Annotated in this window: 13 protein-coding genes; all 13 read right to left on the minus strand. The window is 70.1% G+C overall.

The annotated features are described in order from the left end of the window. Positions 1 to 2: 2 nt before the first annotated feature. Positions 3 to 1,499, minus strand: coding sequence for a 6-hydroxynicotinate reductase (locus tag BM041_RS04680; RefSeq protein ID WP_092956129.1), 1,497 nt, complete (start codon positions 1,497 to 1,499; stop codon positions 3 to 5). Further along, positions 1,496 to 4,204: a molybdopterin-dependent oxidoreductase gene (locus BM041_RS04685; protein WP_092956132.1), complete on the minus strand. Its 2,709-nt coding sequence runs from the start codon at positions 4,202 to 4,204 to the stop codon at positions 1,496 to 1,498. The genes BM041_RS04680 and BM041_RS04685 overlap by 4 nt, the downstream gene beginning before the upstream one ends. Further along, the gene (locus BM041_RS04690; RefSeq protein WP_092956135.1) at positions 4,201 to 5,046 is read right to left on the minus strand and encodes an FAD binding domain-containing protein; all 846 of its coding nucleotides are present in this window, start codon (positions 5,044 to 5,046) and stop codon (positions 4,201 to 4,203) included. Before BM041_RS04690 ends, BM041_RS04685 begins: the two co-directional genes overlap by 4 nt. Next, complete coding sequence (locus BM041_RS04695; protein ID WP_092956137.1) at positions 5,043 to 6,770, minus strand: hydantoinase B/oxoprolinase family protein; 1,728 nt, start codon at positions 6,768 to 6,770, stop codon at positions 5,043 to 5,045. The genes BM041_RS04690 and BM041_RS04695 overlap by 4 nt, the downstream gene beginning before the upstream one ends. After that, complete coding sequence (locus BM041_RS04700; RefSeq protein ID WP_092956140.1) at positions 6,767 to 8,803, minus strand: hydantoinase/oxoprolinase family protein; 2,037 nt, start codon at positions 8,801 to 8,803, stop codon at positions 6,767 to 6,769. The genes BM041_RS04695 and BM041_RS04700 overlap by 4 nt, the downstream gene beginning before the upstream one ends. Then, positions 8,788 to 9,501 (minus strand): ABC transporter ATP-binding protein, encoded by a 714-nt coding sequence (locus BM041_RS04705; protein ID WP_092956143.1) that lies wholly within the window; start codon positions 9,499 to 9,501, stop codon positions 8,788 to 8,790. Before BM041_RS04705 ends, BM041_RS04700 begins: the two co-directional genes overlap by 16 nt. Next, positions 9,494 to 10,276 carry an ABC transporter ATP-binding protein gene (locus tag BM041_RS04710; RefSeq protein WP_092956146.1) on the minus strand — a complete coding sequence of 261 codons (783 nt, stop codon included), beginning with the start codon at positions 10,274 to 10,276 and terminating at the stop codon, positions 9,494 to 9,496. Before BM041_RS04710 ends, BM041_RS04705 begins: the two co-directional genes overlap by 8 nt. Further along, positions 10,273 to 12,126, minus strand: coding sequence for an ABC transporter permease (locus BM041_RS04715; RefSeq protein ID WP_092956149.1), 1,854 nt, complete (start codon positions 12,124 to 12,126; stop codon positions 10,273 to 10,275). The genes BM041_RS04710 and BM041_RS04715 overlap by 4 nt, the downstream gene beginning before the upstream one ends. 5 nt (positions 12,127 to 12,131) lie before the next feature. Further along, entirely contained in the window at positions 12,132 to 13,361 is a 1,230-nt protein-coding gene (locus BM041_RS04720) for an ABC transporter substrate-binding protein (protein ID WP_092956152.1), read from the minus strand. Between the two features lie 129 nt (positions 13,362 to 13,490). Continuing rightward, positions 13,491 to 14,462, minus strand: a complete 972-nt coding sequence (locus BM041_RS04725; RefSeq protein ID WP_175533739.1) for an FkbM family methyltransferase — start codon at positions 14,460 to 14,462, stop codon at positions 13,491 to 13,493. Next, the gene (gene rnhA / locus BM041_RS04730; protein WP_092957491.1) at positions 14,462 to 14,911 is read right to left on the minus strand and encodes a ribonuclease HI; all 450 of its coding nucleotides are present in this window, start codon (positions 14,909 to 14,911) and stop codon (positions 14,462 to 14,464) included. The genes BM041_RS04725 and rnhA overlap by 1 nt, the downstream gene beginning before the upstream one ends. Further along, positions 14,901 to 15,881: a homoserine kinase gene (locus BM041_RS04735; protein WP_092956158.1), complete on the minus strand. Its 981-nt coding sequence runs from the start codon at positions 15,879 to 15,881 to the stop codon at positions 14,901 to 14,903. The genes rnhA and BM041_RS04735 overlap by 11 nt, the downstream gene beginning before the upstream one ends. Before the next feature lie 9 nt (positions 15,882 to 15,890). Continuing rightward, positions 15,891 to 16,853, minus strand: a complete 963-nt coding sequence (ispH, locus tag BM041_RS04740) for a 4-hydroxy-3-methylbut-2-enyl diphosphate reductase (protein WP_245761922.1) — start codon at positions 16,851 to 16,853, stop codon at positions 15,891 to 15,893. Positions 16,854 to 16,903 lie beyond the last annotated feature (50 nt).

Consider the following 16,903-nt stretch of genomic DNA (forward strand, 5'->3'; position numbering starts at 1 on the left):
GCCTATAGCGCGAAGGGCCAGGGGTTGGCGGCATCCCAGCCCTGGATGCGCAGCCCATCGCCCAGCCCGCGCAGCAGCGTCTCCACCGGCACGATGTCGCCCATATGCCCGCCGAGCCGCGCATAGAGGTCCCGCGGCAGGGTGAATTCGATGGGCGCGACCAGGGCGGGTGTCGGCACATGGCCGAAGCTGCCGCGCGGCATGCGCAGCACATCCGCCATGATGGTGATGCCGCCGCCGGGCCAGAGATAGACGGGCGCGCCACCCATCGTCACGCGCACCTCGCCGGATGCGACGGCGCGCGTCAGCAGCACGGGGTTTTCCGTGACGCCGGCACGCAGGCTGCCGCCCGCGCCCGCCATGAACAGCACGGTGCAGAGCGAGGGTTCGCAATTCTCCCCGATGCGGTCCACCACCTGGCGCACGGCATCGGGCATCGCCGCCGGCTGGGGTTTCAGTTCATCGTCCAGCACGCACCACAGCGCATCCTCCCCGGTCGTGGAGGTCATCAGCAGCCGCAGGCCGGGCCAGGCGAGTTTCGGGTCGATGCTTTCGATGATGGCGAGCGGATCGGTGATGTCGGTGCCGCCCCAGCCCAGGCCGGGCCGCGCCACCTGGAAGTACCGGCCGGGGGTGGAACGGCGGCCGCGGACGCGGATGCCGGCCGGGCGCATGGACAGCACCTTGCCCGCCTGGTGTTCCGTCAGCACGCCGGTGATGTGGTCATCGACCACGATCACCTCATCCACATGGCCCTGCCATTGCTGCGCGAAGATGCCGACAGCCGCGCTGCCGCAGCCGACCCGCATGCGGCGTTCGGGCACGCCATCCACGATCGGCGCCTGCCCGGCCTGGACGATGACGCTGTGGCCGCCATCGATGGTGAGTTCGACGGCCTCGCCCTCGCACAGTTTCAGCAGCGCCTCGCAGGTGACGACGCCTTCCTTCTTGCTGCCGCCGGTCAGGTGATGGACGCCGCCGAGTGAAAGCATCTGCGACCCGTATTCGGCCGTGGTGACATGGCCGATCTGCTCCCCCTTCGCGCGCACGGCGGCGGTTTCGGGGCCGAGGTGCCGGTCCGTGTCGATCTTCACCTTCACGCCGCAATAGCTGAACATGCCCTCCGTCACGACGGTCACGGTATCGACGCCGGCATGGTCGCTGCCGACGATGAAGGGCGCGGGCTTGTAGTCGGGATAGGTGGTGCCGGAACCGACGCCGGTGATGAAGGCGCGGGAGGGGTCGAGCAGCTTGCCGTCCCACTCCGCCTCCGCGAAGGGCACCACGGCGCCGCCGGCATCGACAACATGGGCCAGCGCCAGCGCGGGATCGGTGCGGACCAGCACGCCATCCTGGTTCGCGTAGCGCGAACAGGCGCCGCTGCGGCCCGGGCGGATGCGGCACAGCACGGGGCAGGCATCGCAGCGGATGATGCCGCCATCTTCCGCGGCCCCGAATTTCTTCGAGCGAGCCTCGGCGGAGATGTGGTCCCCACTCATCGCATGGCCTCCCACAAGCGGTGCGGCAGGACGGGCACGCGCGTCACGCGCACCCCCGTGGCGTGGCGGATGGCGCCGAGGATGGCGGGGGCGGTCGGGACCAGGGCGGGTTCGCCGACGCCCTTGGCGCCATAGGGGCCCTCGGGCTCCGGGTCCTCCACCAGGTGGATGCGGATGGGCGGCACGTCGCCGGCGGTCGGGATCAAATAGTCGTGGAGGTTCTCCGTGCGGCCGGGGATGTATTCCTCCATCAGCGCCAGGCCGAGCCCCTGCGCGATGCCGCCATGGATCTGGCCCAGCACAAGATCGGGGTTGATGGCGCGGCCGACATCCTGCGCGGCGACGATCTCCTCGACCTTCACGGTGCCGAGCTGCGTGTCCACGCGCACCAGCGCGATCTGGGCCGCGAAGCCGTAGGTGGCATAGGGGATGCCCTGGCCATCGGCGTCGAGCGCGGTGGTGGGCGGATCGTAGCGGCCTTCCGCATCGAGATCGGCGGGCAGGGTGGCGAGGTCGATGCCGCGCGCGGCGCCGGCGCTGTCGGTGATGGTGAGTGTGGTGCCGGCGAGCGAGATACGCGCATCATCGCCGGCATTGGCCAGCTTCAGGATCTGCGCCCGCAGCGCCTGCCCCGCCTGCATCGCGGCGCGGCCACTGACGAAGGTCTGGCGCGATGCGCTGGTCTTGCCGGCGTCATGCGTCAGCGCCGTGTCGCCCGTGACGATGGTCAGCGCGGCCACGGGCAGGCCCAGCGCATCGGCGAAGATCTGCGCGATGACGGTGGTGCTGCCCTGGCCGATATCCACCGCGCCATTCCACAGCGTGAGCCGCCCGTCGCGCGCCAGCGTGGCGCGGATGCGCGACGGGTTGGACATCGACGTATTGCCGCAGCCATACCACATGCAGGCGATGCCGGCGCCGAGGCGATGGCGCGGGTTGTCGGCGTTATGCGCGGCAACCTTCGCCAGCATCGCATCCCAATCCGGCTTCAGCGCATCGAGGCATTCCGGCAGTCCGGCGGAGGCGTGCAGCACCTGGCCGGAATGCGTGGCATCGCCGCGGGTAAGGGCGTTGCGCCGGCGGATGTCCCAGCGATCCATGCCGAGTTGCAGGGCGAGATCATCGACCAGCGATTCGGTGGCGATCGCGGCCTGCGGCACGCCGAAGCCGCGGAAGGCGCCGGAGGGTGGTTCGTTGGTGTGCACGGCGCGGGCATGGGCCCGCACATGCGGCACGCGATAGGGGCCCGCGGCGTGGACGGGCACGCGGTTCGCGACCGTCGGGCCCCAACTGGCATAGGCGCCGGTGTTGAAATCGCCCTCCAGCGTATAGGCGAGGAAGTTGCCCTCGGCATCGGCGGACATGCGCGCCTGCATCTGCGCGGGATGGCGCTTGGTGGAGGACGCCATGCTTTCGGTGCGGCTGTAGGTGACGCGCACGGGCCGGTTCACGCGCCGCGCCGCGATGGCGAGAAGCGGCTGCACGGAGACATCGAGCTTGCCGCCGAAGCCGCCACCGCAGGCGGAGGGGATGATGCGGACCGAGTCTTCCGGCGTGCCGAGCACGCGGGCCACTTCCTCCCGGTCCATATAGGGCGCCTGGGTGCAGGCGATGATGTCCATGCCGTCCTCGCGGGGGATGGCGTGGCCGGCCTCGGGCTCGATATAGGCGTGCTCGACGAAGCTCGTGGTGAAGGCGCCTTCCGCGGTGGCGGCGGCCGTGGCGTGCGCGGCATCGGGGTTGCCGCGCGCCAGGCGACCCTGGACGAGGATGTTGCCAGGGGCGTGGGCGTGCAGCAGGGGCGCGCCATCGGCCCGCGCCGCCGCCACGCCGATCAGCGCGGGAAGCGGCTGCCAGGTGATGGGTAGGTCGGCGTCCCGCACCGCCTCCACCGCCGCGCGATCGCCGACCAAAGCGAGCACGGCTTCCCCGCGATAGCGCACGAAACCATCGGCCAGCACGGGCTGGTCCTTCAGCGCGGGCATGATGCCGAAGGCGTTGAGGCCGGGCACATCGGCTGATGTGAGGATGGCCGTGAGGCCGAGGCGCGTGCGGGCGGCATCGAGTTCACCCAGCGTGAAGCGCGCGCTGGCATGGGGCGATCGCACGACGCGCAGCCACAGCGCATCGGCGGGCGCGGCATCGGCGCCGTAGCGTTCCGTGCCCAGCACCTTGGGCCAGCCATCGAGGCGCGCGATGGAGGCGCCCACGGCCCCGCCAGCAGGCGCTTCCTGTTCGACGGCGGCGAAGCCCTGCGCGGCGGCCAGGATGGCCTCCACGATCTTCTGGTAGCCCGTGCAGCGGCAGAGCACGCCGCCGATGGCATCCCGCACGGCCTGCGCATCCGGCGCGGCGTCGCGCAGCAGCAGGTCGGCGGCGGCCATGATCATGCCGGGGGTGCAGATGCCGCATTGCGCGGCGCCATGGGCCATGAAGGCAGCGCGGAGCCTGGCCAGCAGCGCGCCCGCCTCACCCGACTGCATCTCGATGGTGGTGATCTCGGCGCCTTCCACCTGCGCGGTCGGGACCAGGCAGGCGCAGGCCTGGACGCCGTCGATCAGCACGGTGCAGGCGCCGCAATCCCCGGCCTCGCACCCCACCTTGGTGCCGGTGAGGCCGAGGGATTCGCGGAGCGTGTCCGACAGCGGCGCGAAGGGCGCGGCATCGGTGCGGGCGGGTGCGCCGTTCAGGGTGAAGGCGATCATTCCCCCAACTCCCAGAGCAGGTCGCGCAGCAGGCGCAGCGCGGCGTCGCGGCGATAGGCGGCGGTGGCGCGGATGTCATCGATGGGGGCGAGGTGGTCGAGGTGCCGGGCCTCCGGCACCTTGTCCGCGTGATAGAGGGAGGTGCCGCGCAACTCACCCTCCAGCGCCGGCAGACGCTGCGCGGTGGCGGTGCAGGCGCCGATGGAAAGGCGCGCCATCAGGATGCGGCCATTCTCGTCGATGTCCACGACACCCGCCACCATGGCGATGGAGATGACGAGGTAGTGCCGCGCGCCGAGTTTGCGGAAGCCGCTGACGGCGCGGGGCATCTTCGCAATGTGCAGCGCCAGCGCGATCTCGTCGCGGGCGAGCGCCGTGGCGCGATAGCCCGTGAGGAAATCGGCGACGGGCATCATGCGCGTGCCATTGGGGCCCGCCACCTCCACGCTCGTATCCAGCGCCAGCAAATTCGGGATGCCGTCCCCGGCTGGCGACGCGGTGACGAGGTTGCCGAGGATGGTGCCGCGGTTCTGCACCTGCACGCCGCCGACATGGCGGGCCGCCTGGCGGAGGCCGTCGAACTGTTTCGGCAGATCGGCGCGCGCGACCTGCGACCAGGTGACGAGGCAGCCGAGACGAAAGCCATGCGGCGTCTCGGTGATGTCGCGCAGGCCGGGGATGGCCGTGATGTCCAGCACATCCTTGTGCGTCGGGTCGCCCCAGGCGCGGCGATTGGCGCTCGCGGGGTAGATGTCGGTGGCGCCGGCGAGGATCGCGACATCCTCGCTGGCGCGGATGGACAGCGCCTCCGTCAGCGTCGCGGGGCGGTGGTAGCGGGTCATCGTGCCGCGCGCCTCGCCTGCGTGGCGGCTTCGTCCACCACGCCATCGCGCAGCACGACGCCCCAGAGGGATTCTGCCTGCGCGGTGGTGTAGGTGCCGCGCATCACGTCGCGCGCCACCAGCGCGGGGTCGCGCGTGAAGGGATCGCCATGGCCACCGCCGCCGGGGGTCATGACCTCCACGCGGTCGCCGGCGCGAAGCCGCAGGCCCTGGTCCTTGGAGAGATGGGCGGGGATGGTGGTTTCGCCGTCGCGATGCAGGCGCACGACATTGCGCGCGCCATCGCCGCCGCCACGCACACCAGGCGGGCCGAAGCGGCCATGATCCATCACGAAGCTTGCCTTCGCCTCGCCGCGCAGCAGCTCCACCTCGTAATGCACGCCGAAGCCGCCGCGATGGCGGCCGGCGCCGCCGGATCCCTCATGGATCGCGAAGCGGCGGAAGAGGATGGGGTAGTATTGTTCCATCACCTCCACCGGCGCGGTCTTGCTGATGCCGATGGTGGAGCAGCCATTGGTCAGGCCATCGGCATCGGCGGTGCCGCCATAGCCGCCGCCGGTGATCTGGTACATCACATAGCCGGCGTTGCGCGCGGGATCGAAGCCGCCGAGCGCGAAATTGCCGGAGGTGCCGGCGGGCGCGGCCCAGATGTCGAGAACGGGGGCCAGCGCCAGGAACACCGCTTCCGCCACGCGCTGGGAGACCTCCGCCGCGCAGCCGGAGACGGGGCGGGGATAGCGGGCATCGAGGAAGGTGCCCTCCGGCCGTGCCACGCGGATGGGCTCGAAGGTGCCGGCGTTGATCGGCACATCGGGGAAGATGTGCTTCATCGCGAGATAGACGGCGGAACAGGTCGTGGCCCAGACGGAATTCATCGGGCCCTGGCAGGGTGGGGAGGAGTCCGACAGGTCGAAATGCAGTTCATCGCCCGCGCGCGTGACAGTGAGGGCGATGCGCAGCGGTTCGTTGACCACGCCATCGGAATCGACGAAGGCCTCGGCCTTGTAGGTGCCTTCGGGGATGCGGCGGATCTCTGCGCGCATGCGATTCGCCGCGCGGTCGCTTATGCCGGCGATGGCGTCGCGCAGCGTCGCCAGGCCGTAGCGGGCCACCATCTCCCGCAGCCGCTGTTCGCCCACCAGCAGGGCGGCGGCCTGCGCCTTGATGTCGCCGATGCGCTGTTCGGCCACGCGGATGTTGGACTGGATGATGGACAGGATCTCCCGGTCCAGCACGCCGCGCTTGAAGAGCTTCACGGGGGGCAGGCGGAGGCCTTCCTGCTCGACCTCCGTGGCATGCGCCGAGAAGCCGCCGGGGACCATGCCGCCGATATCGGGCCAGTGGCCGGTGTTCTGCAGCCAGCAGAACAACTCCCCTTCCACGAAAAAGGGCAGGGCGAAGCGCACATCCATGAGGTGCGTGCCGCCGAGATAGGGGTCGTTGACGATGTAGATGTCGCCGGGCTCCGGCGTGGCGACGGCACCTTCGCGGATCAGGCGCACGAGATGCGCGGCGGAATGGGCCATGGTGCCGACGAAGACGGGCAGGCCCAATTCGCCCTGCGCGATCAGCGCGCCATCCGCCGCGGCGTAGATGCCATCCGACCGGTCATCGGCCTCCGCGATCACGGGGGAGAAGGCGCTCCGGGAGAAGGCGATGTCCATCTCGTTGCAGACCTGCTGGAGGCCCGCCTGGATGACGGCGAGGGTGAGGGCATCCATCATGGCGTCACTCGGAGATTGCCGATGGCATCGACGATGGCGCGCGATCCCGGTTCCAGCACCGTCGTCGCATCCGCCTGCTGGATGATGGCGGGGCCGGTGAGCACGGCGCCTTCCGTCAGCTTCTCCCGCTGCCAGACGGCGGCGCGATGCCAGGCGCCATCGGCATAGAGATCGCGGTCGCCGATACGCGCGGCGTCGATCCCGCCCCGGCGCGCCTCGGGGTCCAGCAGCGCGGAAAGCGGAAAGGAAGGCCGGCGGCCGATGACGGTGGTCAGCAGGTTCACCAGCACGGCGCGGATCTCCGGCAACTCCACGCGGAAGCGGGCGAAGTAGGCGGCCTCGAAGGCTTTCTGGATGTTCTCAAGTGCCATGTCGGCATGGGGCAGCGCGACGCGGATGAGGTGCGTCTGGCCGCGGAACTGCATCTCCGCGCTGTGCAGCACGATGATGTCGTCCAGCGCGGGCGCATCGGCCTGGATCATCGCGATGCCGCGGTCGCGCTGCATGACCAGCGTCGCGGCGATCTCGTCTTCGGGGATCTCGAACAGGCCACGATTGATGGTGTTGACGAAATCCTGGCGGAGGTCGGCGACCAGGCAGCCCAGCGCATTGGTCAGGCCGGGGCGGGCGGGGACCAGGACCTCCGGAATCCCGATCTCCCGCGCCAGCGCCACCGCATGCAGCGGGCCGGCGCCGCCGAAGGCGAACAGGCAGAAATCGCGGGGGTCGTGGCCCTTGGAGAGGGAGACCAGGCGGATCGCGCCGGTCATGTGGACATTGCCGAGGCGGATCACCGCCTCCGCCGCCTGCTCTACCGTCATGCCGAGCGGGCGCGCGAGGTTGCGCGCAAAGACTTCCCTGATGCTGTCGAGGGAAACCGCATCCTTCACCGCCAGCAGCCGCGCGGGGTCGAGCCGGCCGAGGATGATGTTCGCATCCGTGATCGTCGGCCGCGTGCCGCCGCGTCCGTAGCAGATCGGCCCTGGCGTGCTGCCCGCGCTTTCCGGCCCCACGCGCAGCATCCCCGCGCGGTCCAGGCCGGCGATGGAGCCGCCACCGGCGCCGACGGTGCGCACATCGACCATCGGCAGGTGGATCGGCAACCCATAGGCGATGGAGAGTTCGGCGGAGACTTCTGGCACGCCGCCCGCGATCAGCGCCACATCGGTGGAGGTGCCGCCCATGTCGTAGGTGATGGCGTTGCGCAGCCCGCTCTGCGCCAGCGTCGCGGCCGCGGCCATCACGCCGGAAGCGGGGCCGGACATCACGGTCTTGGCGGCGTCGCGCGACACCAGGCGGGCGGAGACGGTGCCGCCATTGCCGTTCATCACCAGCAGGTCGCGCTTGTGGCCGCGTGCCGCCAGTTGCTCCTGCAACCGCGTGATGTAGCGGTCCAGCACGGGCTGCACGGCGGCGTTCACCGAAGCCGTCGTGCCGCGTTCGTATTCCCGGAACTCCGAGAGCAGTTCATGGCCGAGCGTGACATGTCCGTTCGGCCAGATCCCGCGCGCGATCTCCCCCGCGCGGCGCTCATGCGCGGGGTTCGCATAGGCGTGGAGGAAATGGATGACGAGGGATTCGCAGCCCGCTGCCGCCAGCGCGCGCACCTCGCGCGCCACCGCATCCTCGTCGAGTGGCGTGACGACGGCGCCGCGCGCATCCATGCGTTCCGCCACTTCGCGGCGGAGTTCGCGCGGCACCAGCGGCTCGAACCCGCCTTTCAGCCCATAGGGGTTGGGCCGTGTGCGGCGGCCGAGTTCCAGAACGTCCCGGAACCCCAGCGTCGTCACCAGGCCGACCTTGGCGAGTTTCCGCTCCAGCACGGCATTCGTCGTGGCCGTGGTGCCGTGGATGATGAGGTCGAGGGTCGCGGGGGTGGCGCCCGCGGCCTCGATCGCGGCGAGCACGCCATCGGCCTGGTTGGCGATGGTGGTGGGGACTTTCGCCAGGTGGATGCGGCCATCTGCGCCGCGCAGCAGCAAATCGGTGAAGGTCCCGCCTACATCGATGCCCGCGATCACACCGTCAGCCATGTCGCCCGCACCTGCTCGTCATTCTCCAGCGCTTCCATCGTGCCGTTCCAGCGGATCTCGCCACGCTCGATGACGATCGCGCGGTCCGCGACGGCGGCGGCGAAATCGAGGCTCTGTTCGGAAAGCAGCACGGCGATGCCTTCCTCCTTCATCCGCAGCACGGCTTCCGCCATCTGCTCGACGATGACGGGGGCCAGGCCCTCCGACGGTTCGTCCAGCAGCACGGCGTCGGGGTTGCCCATCAGCGTGCGGGCGATGGTCAGCATCTGCTGCTCCCCGCCCGACATGGCGCTGGCGCGGCGGCCGCGCATCTCCGCCAGGTTAGGGAAGAAGGACCAGAGGCGTTCCGGCGTCCAGGGCGCGCGGCCGCCGCGCGCGGGGCGGCGACCGACCTCCAGATTCTCCGCCACCGTCAGGTCGGTGAAGATGCGGCGATCCTCCGGCACATAGCCGAGGCCCGCGCGGGCGATGCGGTAGGGCGCCCAGCCCGTGATGTCGGCGCCGGCGAAGCGGATGCGGCCCGCGCGGGGCGGCAGCATGCCCATGATGGCCTTCATCGTGGTCGATTTGCCGGCGCCGTTGCGGCCCATCAGGGCCGCGACCTCGCCCCGGCGCAGCGTGAGATCGACGCCGAACAGGATCTCCGCGGGGCCATAGCCGGCCTTGAGGCCGGTGACGTCGAGGACCAGGTCATCCATGCGCGGCGCGCCTCGCCCGCAGCGCGGCCTTGTGGCCCGAGGTGCCGAGGTAGACGCGCTGGACCTCCGGGTTCGCGCGCACCTGCTCGGGCGTGCCTTCGGCGATCACCTCGCCCCGCACCAGCACCAGGATGCGGTCGGCATGGGCGAAGACGGCGTCCATGTCGTGTTCCGTGAACAGCACGCCGATGCCGCTGCCCCGCGCGATGTCGGCGGTGAGTTTCATCAGCGCGGCGCGTTCGCGGGGCGCCATGCCGGCCGTCGGTTCATCCATCAGCAGCAGCCGCGGCGCGGCGGCCAGCGCGATGGCGAGTTCGACGCGCTTCACATCGCCATAGGCGAGTTCGCCGATGGGGCGATCCGCTTCGCCATCCATCCCGACGCGGGCCAGCAGCGCGAGCGCTTCCGCGCGATACAGCGCCGCGGCATCGGCCACCACATCGCGCGTGCGCCCGTGATGCGCGATCAGCGCCATCTGCACGTTGCCGGCGACGGACATGGAGAGAAAGGTCTGGGCGACCTGGAAGGTGCGGCCGACGCCCATCCGGCAGATCTGGCGGGGCGGCTGGCCGGTGATGTCCTGGCCCGCGAGGACCACGCGGCCGGTATCGGGGCGCAGCTGGCCGCCCACCATGTTGAAGGTGGTGGATTTGCCGGCGCCGTTCGGGCCGATGATGGCCAGCATCTCCCCCGCCGCCAGCGCGAAGGTGACGTCATTCGCGGCGACGACGCCACCGAACTTCTTGTTCAGCCGCTCCACCGAAAGCAGCGTCATGCCCGCCCCCTGAGCGCCGCGAAGGCGCCGCCCAGCCCGCGCGGGAAGATCAGCACCAGCGCGATGATGGATGCGCCCAGCAGAAACCGCCAGAAATCCGTCAGCGGCATGAAGATGTCCTTGATGGTGTGGAAGGCCGCGGCCCCCGCGACCGCCCCCATCACCGTCTGGATGCCACCCAGCAGGATCATCGCCAGGAAATCGACGGAAAGCGGGATGGCCAGCAGCGTCGGGTCGATGGAGCCCTTGGAGAAGGCGTAGAGCCCGCCCGCGAGACCGGCCGCGCCGCCGGCGAGCGTGAAGGCCAGCCAGCGATGGGTGCGGACATCGATGCCGATCGCATCCGCGCGCTGTTCCGAATCCCGCGCCGCGCGCAGCGTCGCGCCGAAGGGCGCATAGACCACGCGGCGGAGCGCGATGATGGCCAGGATGGCGCAGATGGCGACGACGTAGTGATAGACGTGGCGCGAGGATGCCCAGGCGCTGGGCCAGACGCCGACCACGCCATTGTCGCCGCCCGTCACCTCGACCCATTGGAAGCAGACGGCATAGGCGATCTGCGCGAAGGCCAGCGTCAGCATCGCCAGATAGATGCCGGAGAGCCTGACGACGAAGAAGCCGAACAGCGCGGCGAAGGCGGCGCCCGCGATGGGGGCTGCGACCAGCGCCGGTTCCATGGGCAGCCCGCCCTTCGTCACCAGCAGCCCCGCGGCATAGGCGCCGAGGCCGAAATAGGCGGCATGGCCGAAGCTGACGATGCCGCCATTGCCGACGAGAAAATTCAGCGAGAAGGCGGCGAGGGCGAAGATCAGCACCTCCGTCGCCACCTTCACCATGTAGGTGTCGCCGAAGACGGGCACGGCCAGCATGGCGGCGATGGCGAGGCCCGCGATGATGCGTTCCGGCACGCCGAAGGCGCGAATTGACAGAATACCCTCCGGCAGCGCGGCGCGCCCGGCGGCGGCTTCCGGCCGGCCGAGCAGCCCCCAGGGCTTCACCACCAGCACCACCGCCATCAGCAGGAAGACCAGCACCAGCGTGATCTTCGGAAACACCAGCACGCCGAACGCCTGGAGCTGTCCGATCAGCACGGCGGCGAGGAAGGCACCGGGCACGCTGCCCATGCCGCCGATCACCGTCACCACGAAGGCCTCCGTGATGATGGAGAGGTCCATCTGCGATGACGCGGAGACGCGCGGAATCTGCAGGGCGCCGCCGAGGCCCGCGAGCGCGGCGCCGAGGAACAGCGTGCCGGTGAAGAGCATCGCCTGGTTCACGCCGAGCGCGCCGACCATCTCCCGGTCCCGCGTCGCGGCGCGGATCAGGATGCCGAAGCGCGTGCGGTGCATCAGCAGCCAGAGCAGGCCGAGCACGGCGGGGCCGATGACGATCAGGAACAGCTCATAGGCCGGGAAGCGCTGGCCCAGGATCTCCACGCCATGGCGCAGGCCGGGTGCGCGCGGGCCGGGGATATCGACGGGGCCCCAGATTTTCAGCACGGCATCCTGCACCATCAGCACCACGCCGAAGGTGGCCAATAGCTGAAACAGCTCCGGCACCTTGTAGAGGCGGCGCAGCAGCAGGAGTTCCATCAGCACGCCGAGCACGCCTACCGCGATGGCGGAGATCAGCACGCCCACGAAGAACAGCGTGGGCGAGCGGTCGATCTCCAGCAGCCAGGGCACCACCGTGACGGCGATATAGGCGCCCAGCATGTAGAAGCTGCCATGCGCGAAATTGACGATGCGCGTGACGCCGAAGACGAGGGTGAGGCCCGAGGCGATGATGAACAGCGCGGAGGCGCTGGCCAGTCCCGAGAGGGACTGGACCACGATGAACCCGATATCCATCGATATCAGCTGCGGCGCGCGGCGCGCACCTCGGCTTCCGGGAACATGAAGTCGGCGCCGTCGGCGTAGCGCACATTGCGCATGGCGCCATTGCGGCCGCGCAGCACCGTCTCTCCCACCCAGGTGCCCATGGTGCCCTGCTGGTCGATGCCGCGCATGGTGACGTTGCCGACGACGGTATCGGTGCGCAGGTCCTTGAAGGCATCCACCAGCACTTCGCTGTCGATGGAATTCGCCTTGTTCAGCAGATTCGCCACCACCTGCGCGGTGACATAGCCCAGCAGCGACCCCTTGCGCGGCGTGTCGTTGAAGCGGGCGCGGTAGGCGTCGATGAAGGCCTTGTGCGGCCCATCCGTGATCTGTTCCCAGGGATAGCCGGTGACGATCCAGCCCTCCGGCGTCTCATCCCCCAGCGGGATCATGTATTCGGGCTCGCCCGTCAGCAGGGACAGCACGAAGCGGCGTTCGAACAGGCCGCGGGTGTTGCCTTCGCGGACGAAGGCGGTCAGGTCCGGTCCGAACAGCACGTTGAAGATGCCATCGGGGCGCGCCTGGGCCAGCGCGCCGACGGTGGCGCCGGCATCGACGCGGCCCAGCGCCGGGTATTGCTCCGCCACGATCTCCGCGCCCGGGATGCTGGCGGTGATCAGGCGCTTGAAATTGGCGGCGGCGGACTGGCCGTATTCGTAGTTGGGCGCGACGATCGCCCAGCGCCGCGTGGTGCGGCCGCGCGCCGCTTCGGTCAGCATCCGCGTCTGCATGTAGGTGCTGGGGCGCAGGCGGAAGGTGTAGCGGTTGCCCTGCGCCATGGTCAGCGCATCGGTCAGCGGTTCCGTTGCCAGGAACAGCCGCCGGCGCTGGTTCGCCAAATCCGCGACGGCGAGGCCGACATTGGAGAGGAAGGTGCCGGCCAGGAAGGCGCAGCCTTCGCGCGTCAGCAGATCCTCCGCCACGCGCACGGCGTCACCGGGTGTCGATCCATCGTCGCGGAAGACGAATTCGAGGGGCCGGCCCCCCATGACGCCGCCGGCGCGGTTGATGCCATCCACCGCCAGCTGGATGGCGTTGCGGTAGGGGACGGAGAAGGCGGCCATGCGGGAGTAGGAGTTGAGTTCCCCCACCTTCACCGGCGCGCCCTGCGCCTGCGCACCGCGCGCGCGGATCAGCGCGGCGGATGCGATGCCGGTGCCTGCCGTCGCCAACGCCGCGCGGCGGGTGAAGGAAATGCCAGCCATGCCAAGCCCCCATCGGTTCGTTCGAGGGCGAGCATCGCGCGCAAGCGGGGCGGTCGTCCAGACGGCGTTTCGGGTTGCGGCCGGCCTGAGCGGGCGCGCCGCCCGGCGCTGCCCCCGGCGGGGCCAGGATCAGCCCTTATTCTGCGCAGGCGTCGGCGTCGGGGCCTGCCGTGAGAGGATGAGCAGCGTATCCTCCCGCTGTTCCATGATCTCGGCCGGCGTCACCAGCTGCACGTCCCCTCCCAGCCGGAGTTCGCGCAGCGGGAAGCGGGTGGCGATGTCCGCCAGCGTGGCTTCCGGCGTGCGGCAGCGCAGCGCGTTGAATTCCATCAGCACGGTGATGTCGGGGCTGGCGTCCAGCAGCCGGGTGAGACCGCCCCAGGCCTGCTCTTCCGCCCCCTCCACGTCGATCTTGATGAAGTCCACGGGGCCGGCGACCAGATCGTCCAGCCGCATGCCGGTCACGGCGATCTCCGCGGTGTCGCCATCATCGGGCAACACGCCACCGGCCTTCACCACACGCCCATTCTTCGGATCGGAGGCCACGAAGCGGAAGGCCAGCGCCTCGCCGCTCGTCGCGCCGACGGCGATGCGTTCGACGCGCGCCGTATGCCAGAAGCCGTTCAGGGCGAGGTTGCGTTCCGTCAACTGCGCCATGCGCGGATTGGGCTCCACCGCGACGACGCGCCCGTCCGGGCCGACGAGGTCGGCCAGGAGGACGGAGAAGTAACCAAGATTGGCGCCGACATCGATGACGACCATGCCCGGCCTGATATGGGCCAGCATGTATTCCGTGCACCACATCTCCCAGTAGCCATCCAGCATGAGATGCGGGGCCAATGCGATATCGCGGCCATCGACGAGGAATTTGAAGCGGCCGAGGACGCGGCACAGCACCGTCCAGGGATCAACCTGCACGGCCTGGCAGCGTATCCGCGCAGCGTTCTCTAGATCCGTCCGCGTCAGCTGGCGCATCTCCGCGAGGCTCAGCAGCGAACCATTCGCCGGCGGCGGCGGGATCGTGGCGCGGGGGTCAGGGGCGGCCGCGCCGCTGTCCGAAAGGCGCGCGACAATCCCGTTCCACCAGGCCGCGAGCGCCATCACCCCGCCCCCATCCGCGCCTTCGTCGCCAGCACGTCGGCGCGTTCGTTCATCGCGTCCCCGGCATGGCCGCGGACCCATTTCCATTCCACGTCATGCGGCTTCGCCGCTTCCAGCAGACGCTGCCACAGCGGGTAGTTCGCCACCGGCTCCTTCGCCGCGTTCTTCCAGTTGTTCCTGACCCAGCCCTTGATCCAGCGTTCCATGCCGTTGCGGACATATTCGCTGTCGGTGTGCAGCACCACGCGGCAGGGGCGCTTCAGCGCCTCCAGCGCCGCGCAGGCGGCGGTCAGTTCCATGCGGTTGTTGGTGGTGGCGGGGTCGTGGCCCGTCAGCTCCTTCTCCGTCGCCCCGAATTTCAGGATCGCGGCCCAGCCGCCCGGGCCCGGATTCGGCTTGCAGCCGCCATCCGTCCAGATCTCGACCAGCGGCCGGTCGTCAGAGTCCAAGGGCACCGGCGGTCTCGGCCTGGGCGAAGAAGCGCAGCTTTCGCAGGTATTCCAAGGGATCCTTCCGGGTCACCAGCGCATCCGCGGGGGTATGCGTCCAGTCATAGAGGCGGGTCAGCAGGAAGCGGATGGCGGCGCCGCGGCACAGCACGGGCAGGGCCGCGCGTTCGGCCAGCGATAGCGGGCGCACGCCCTCATACCCCGTCAGCAGGGATCGCGCCTTCGTCACGTTGAACATGCCATCGGCCTCGAAGCACCAGGCATTCAGGCAGACGGCGATGTCATAGGCCAGCAGGTCCGTGCAGGCGAAGTAGAAGTCGATCAGGCCGGAGACGCGCGGCCGCCCGGCGGCATCGTCCAGGAAGAAGACGTTGTCGGGGAAGAGGTCGGCATGGATCTGCCCGACCGGCAGGGCGCCCGCCGCCGGCCAGGCGGCCAGGATGCCGGCCAGATGGCCATCGAGTTCCGCCACCAGCCCGGGTGCGACCTCATCGCCGCGTTCGCGGCAGCCTTCCAGCAGCGGCGCCCAGCCCTTGGGGCCCAGCGCATTGGGACGGTTGGCGGGGAAATCCCCGCTGGCATCGTGCAGCCGCGCCAGCGACTGGCCGAGGGGCGCCAGGTGGTCCGGCCGCACGCGGCGCGGCCAGACGCCTTCCAGGAAGGTGCAGATCGCCGCCGGGCGCCCGGCCAGTTCGCGCAGCGCATCGCCATCCCGCCCGCGCACCGGCACCGGGCAGGCCAGGCCGCGCGCCGCCAGATGGTCCATCAGGCCGAGGAAATAGGGCAGTTCCGTCGGATCGACGCGCTTCTCGTACAGCGTCAGCACATAGTCGCCGCGATCGGTGCGCAGCGCGTAGTTCGAATTCTCGACGCCCTCCGCGATGCCGCGGAAGGCGACCAGGCCGCCGATGTCGTAATCGCCCAGGAAGGCGCGCAGCGCCTCGTCCGAGACCTCGGTATAGACCGCCATGGATCAGGGCTATTCCGCGGCCAGCCCGGCGGGCAGGCGGAAGACCACCTTCTCCTCCGCCACCACCACTTCCTCCACCACCAGGGTGAAGCGGGTGGCGAGCTTGGCCAGCACCTCCTCCACCAGCACTTCCGGCGCGCTGGCGCCGGCGGTCAGGCCGATGGTGGTGCAGCCATCGGCGATGGCGGGATCGAGTGCCGCGCCGCGCTGCACGAGGACGGAGCGCGCCGCGCCGGCGCGCTTCGCCACTTCCGCCAGGCGGACGGAATTGCTGCTGTTGGGGGCGCCGACCACGATCACCAGCTCCGCCCCCTTCGCCGCGATCGCCTTCACGGCGGCCTGGCGATTGGTGGTGGCGTAGCAGATGTCCTCCTTCGCCGGGCCCGCGATCTCCGGGAATCGGCGCTGGAGGATGGCGACGATGCCGGCGGTGTCGTCGACCGAGAGGGTGGTCTGGGTGGTATAGGCCAGCGGGATGCCGGAGGGCGGCTCCACCGTCTCGGCATGGGCGGCATCCTCCACCAGCGTCACGGCGCCGGGGGGAAGCTGGCCCATGGTGCCGATCACCTCCGGATGGCCGGCATGGCCGATCAGCAGGATGTGGCGGCCGCGGGCGAAATGGCGCTCGGCCTCCCGGTGCACCTTGCTCACCAGCGGGCAGGTGGCGTCGAGGGCGAAGAGGTTGCGCTTCGCCGCCGCCTCCGGCACCGCCTTCGGCACGCCATGGGCGGAGAAGACGACGGGGCGGCCGTCATCGGGGATCTCGTCCAGTTCCTCGACGAAGACGGCGCCCTGGCGTTCGAGGCTTTCGACCACGAAGCGGTTGTGCACGATCTCATGCCGGACATAGACGGGCGCGCCGTGGCGGCGCAGCGCCTCCTCCACGATCTTGATCGCGCGGTCCACGCCGGCGCAGAATCCGCGCGGGCCTGCCAGCAACACGTTCAGCCGGGGCTTCGTCTCATCGGGCATCGGGGCTTCGGCGGCTCGGCTTCTGGTGGTTGGGCGGGGATCGGCGCAGG

It is taken from the genome of Falsiroseomonas stagni DSM 19981 (assembly GCF_900114315.1).
GTDB classification, from domain to species: domain Bacteria; phylum Pseudomonadota; class Alphaproteobacteria; order Acetobacterales; family Acetobacteraceae; genus Falsiroseomonas; species Falsiroseomonas stagni.

Coding starts and splice junctions, on each gene's coding strand:
- BM041_RS04680 (WP_092956129.1), bottom strand. CDS start 1,499: ATGAGTGGGGACCACATCTCCGCCGAGGCTCGCTCGAAGAAATTCGGG.
- BM041_RS04685 (WP_092956132.1), bottom strand. CDS start 4,204: ATGATCGCCTTCACCCTGAACGGCGCACCCGCCCGCACCGATGCCGCG.
- BM041_RS04690 (WP_092956135.1), bottom strand. CDS start 5,046: ATGACCCGCTACCACCGCCCCGCGACGCTGACGGAGGCGCTGTCCATC.
- BM041_RS04695 (WP_092956137.1), bottom strand. CDS start 6,770: ATGATGGATGCCCTCACCCTCGCCGTCATCCAGGCGGGCCTCCAGCAG.
- BM041_RS04700 (WP_092956140.1), bottom strand. CDS start 8,803: ATGGCTGACGGTGTGATCGCGGGCATCGATGTAGGCGGGACCTTCACC.
- BM041_RS04705 (WP_092956143.1), bottom strand. CDS start 9,501: ATGGATGACCTGGTCCTCGACGTCACCGGCCTCAAGGCCGGCTATGGC.
- BM041_RS04710 (WP_092956146.1), bottom strand. CDS start 10,276: ATGACGCTGCTTTCGGTGGAGCGGCTGAACAAGAAGTTCGGTGGCGTC.
- BM041_RS04715 (WP_092956149.1), bottom strand. CDS start 12,126: ATGGATATCGGGTTCATCGTGGTCCAGTCCCTCTCGGGACTGGCCAGC.
- BM041_RS04720 (WP_092956152.1), bottom strand. CDS start 13,361: ATGGCTGGCATTTCCTTCACCCGCCGCGCGGCGTTGGCGACGGCAGGC.
- BM041_RS04725 (WP_175533739.1), bottom strand. CDS start 14,462: ATGGCGCTCGCGGCCTGGTGGAACGGGATTGTCGCGCGCCTTTCGGAC.
- BM041_RS04735 (WP_092956158.1), bottom strand. CDS start 15,881: ATGGCGGTCTATACCGAGGTCTCGGACGAGGCGCTGCGCGCCTTCCTG.
- ispH (WP_245761922.1), bottom strand. CDS start 16,853: ATGCCCGATGAGACGAAGCCCCGGCTGAACGTGTTGCTGGCAGGCCCG.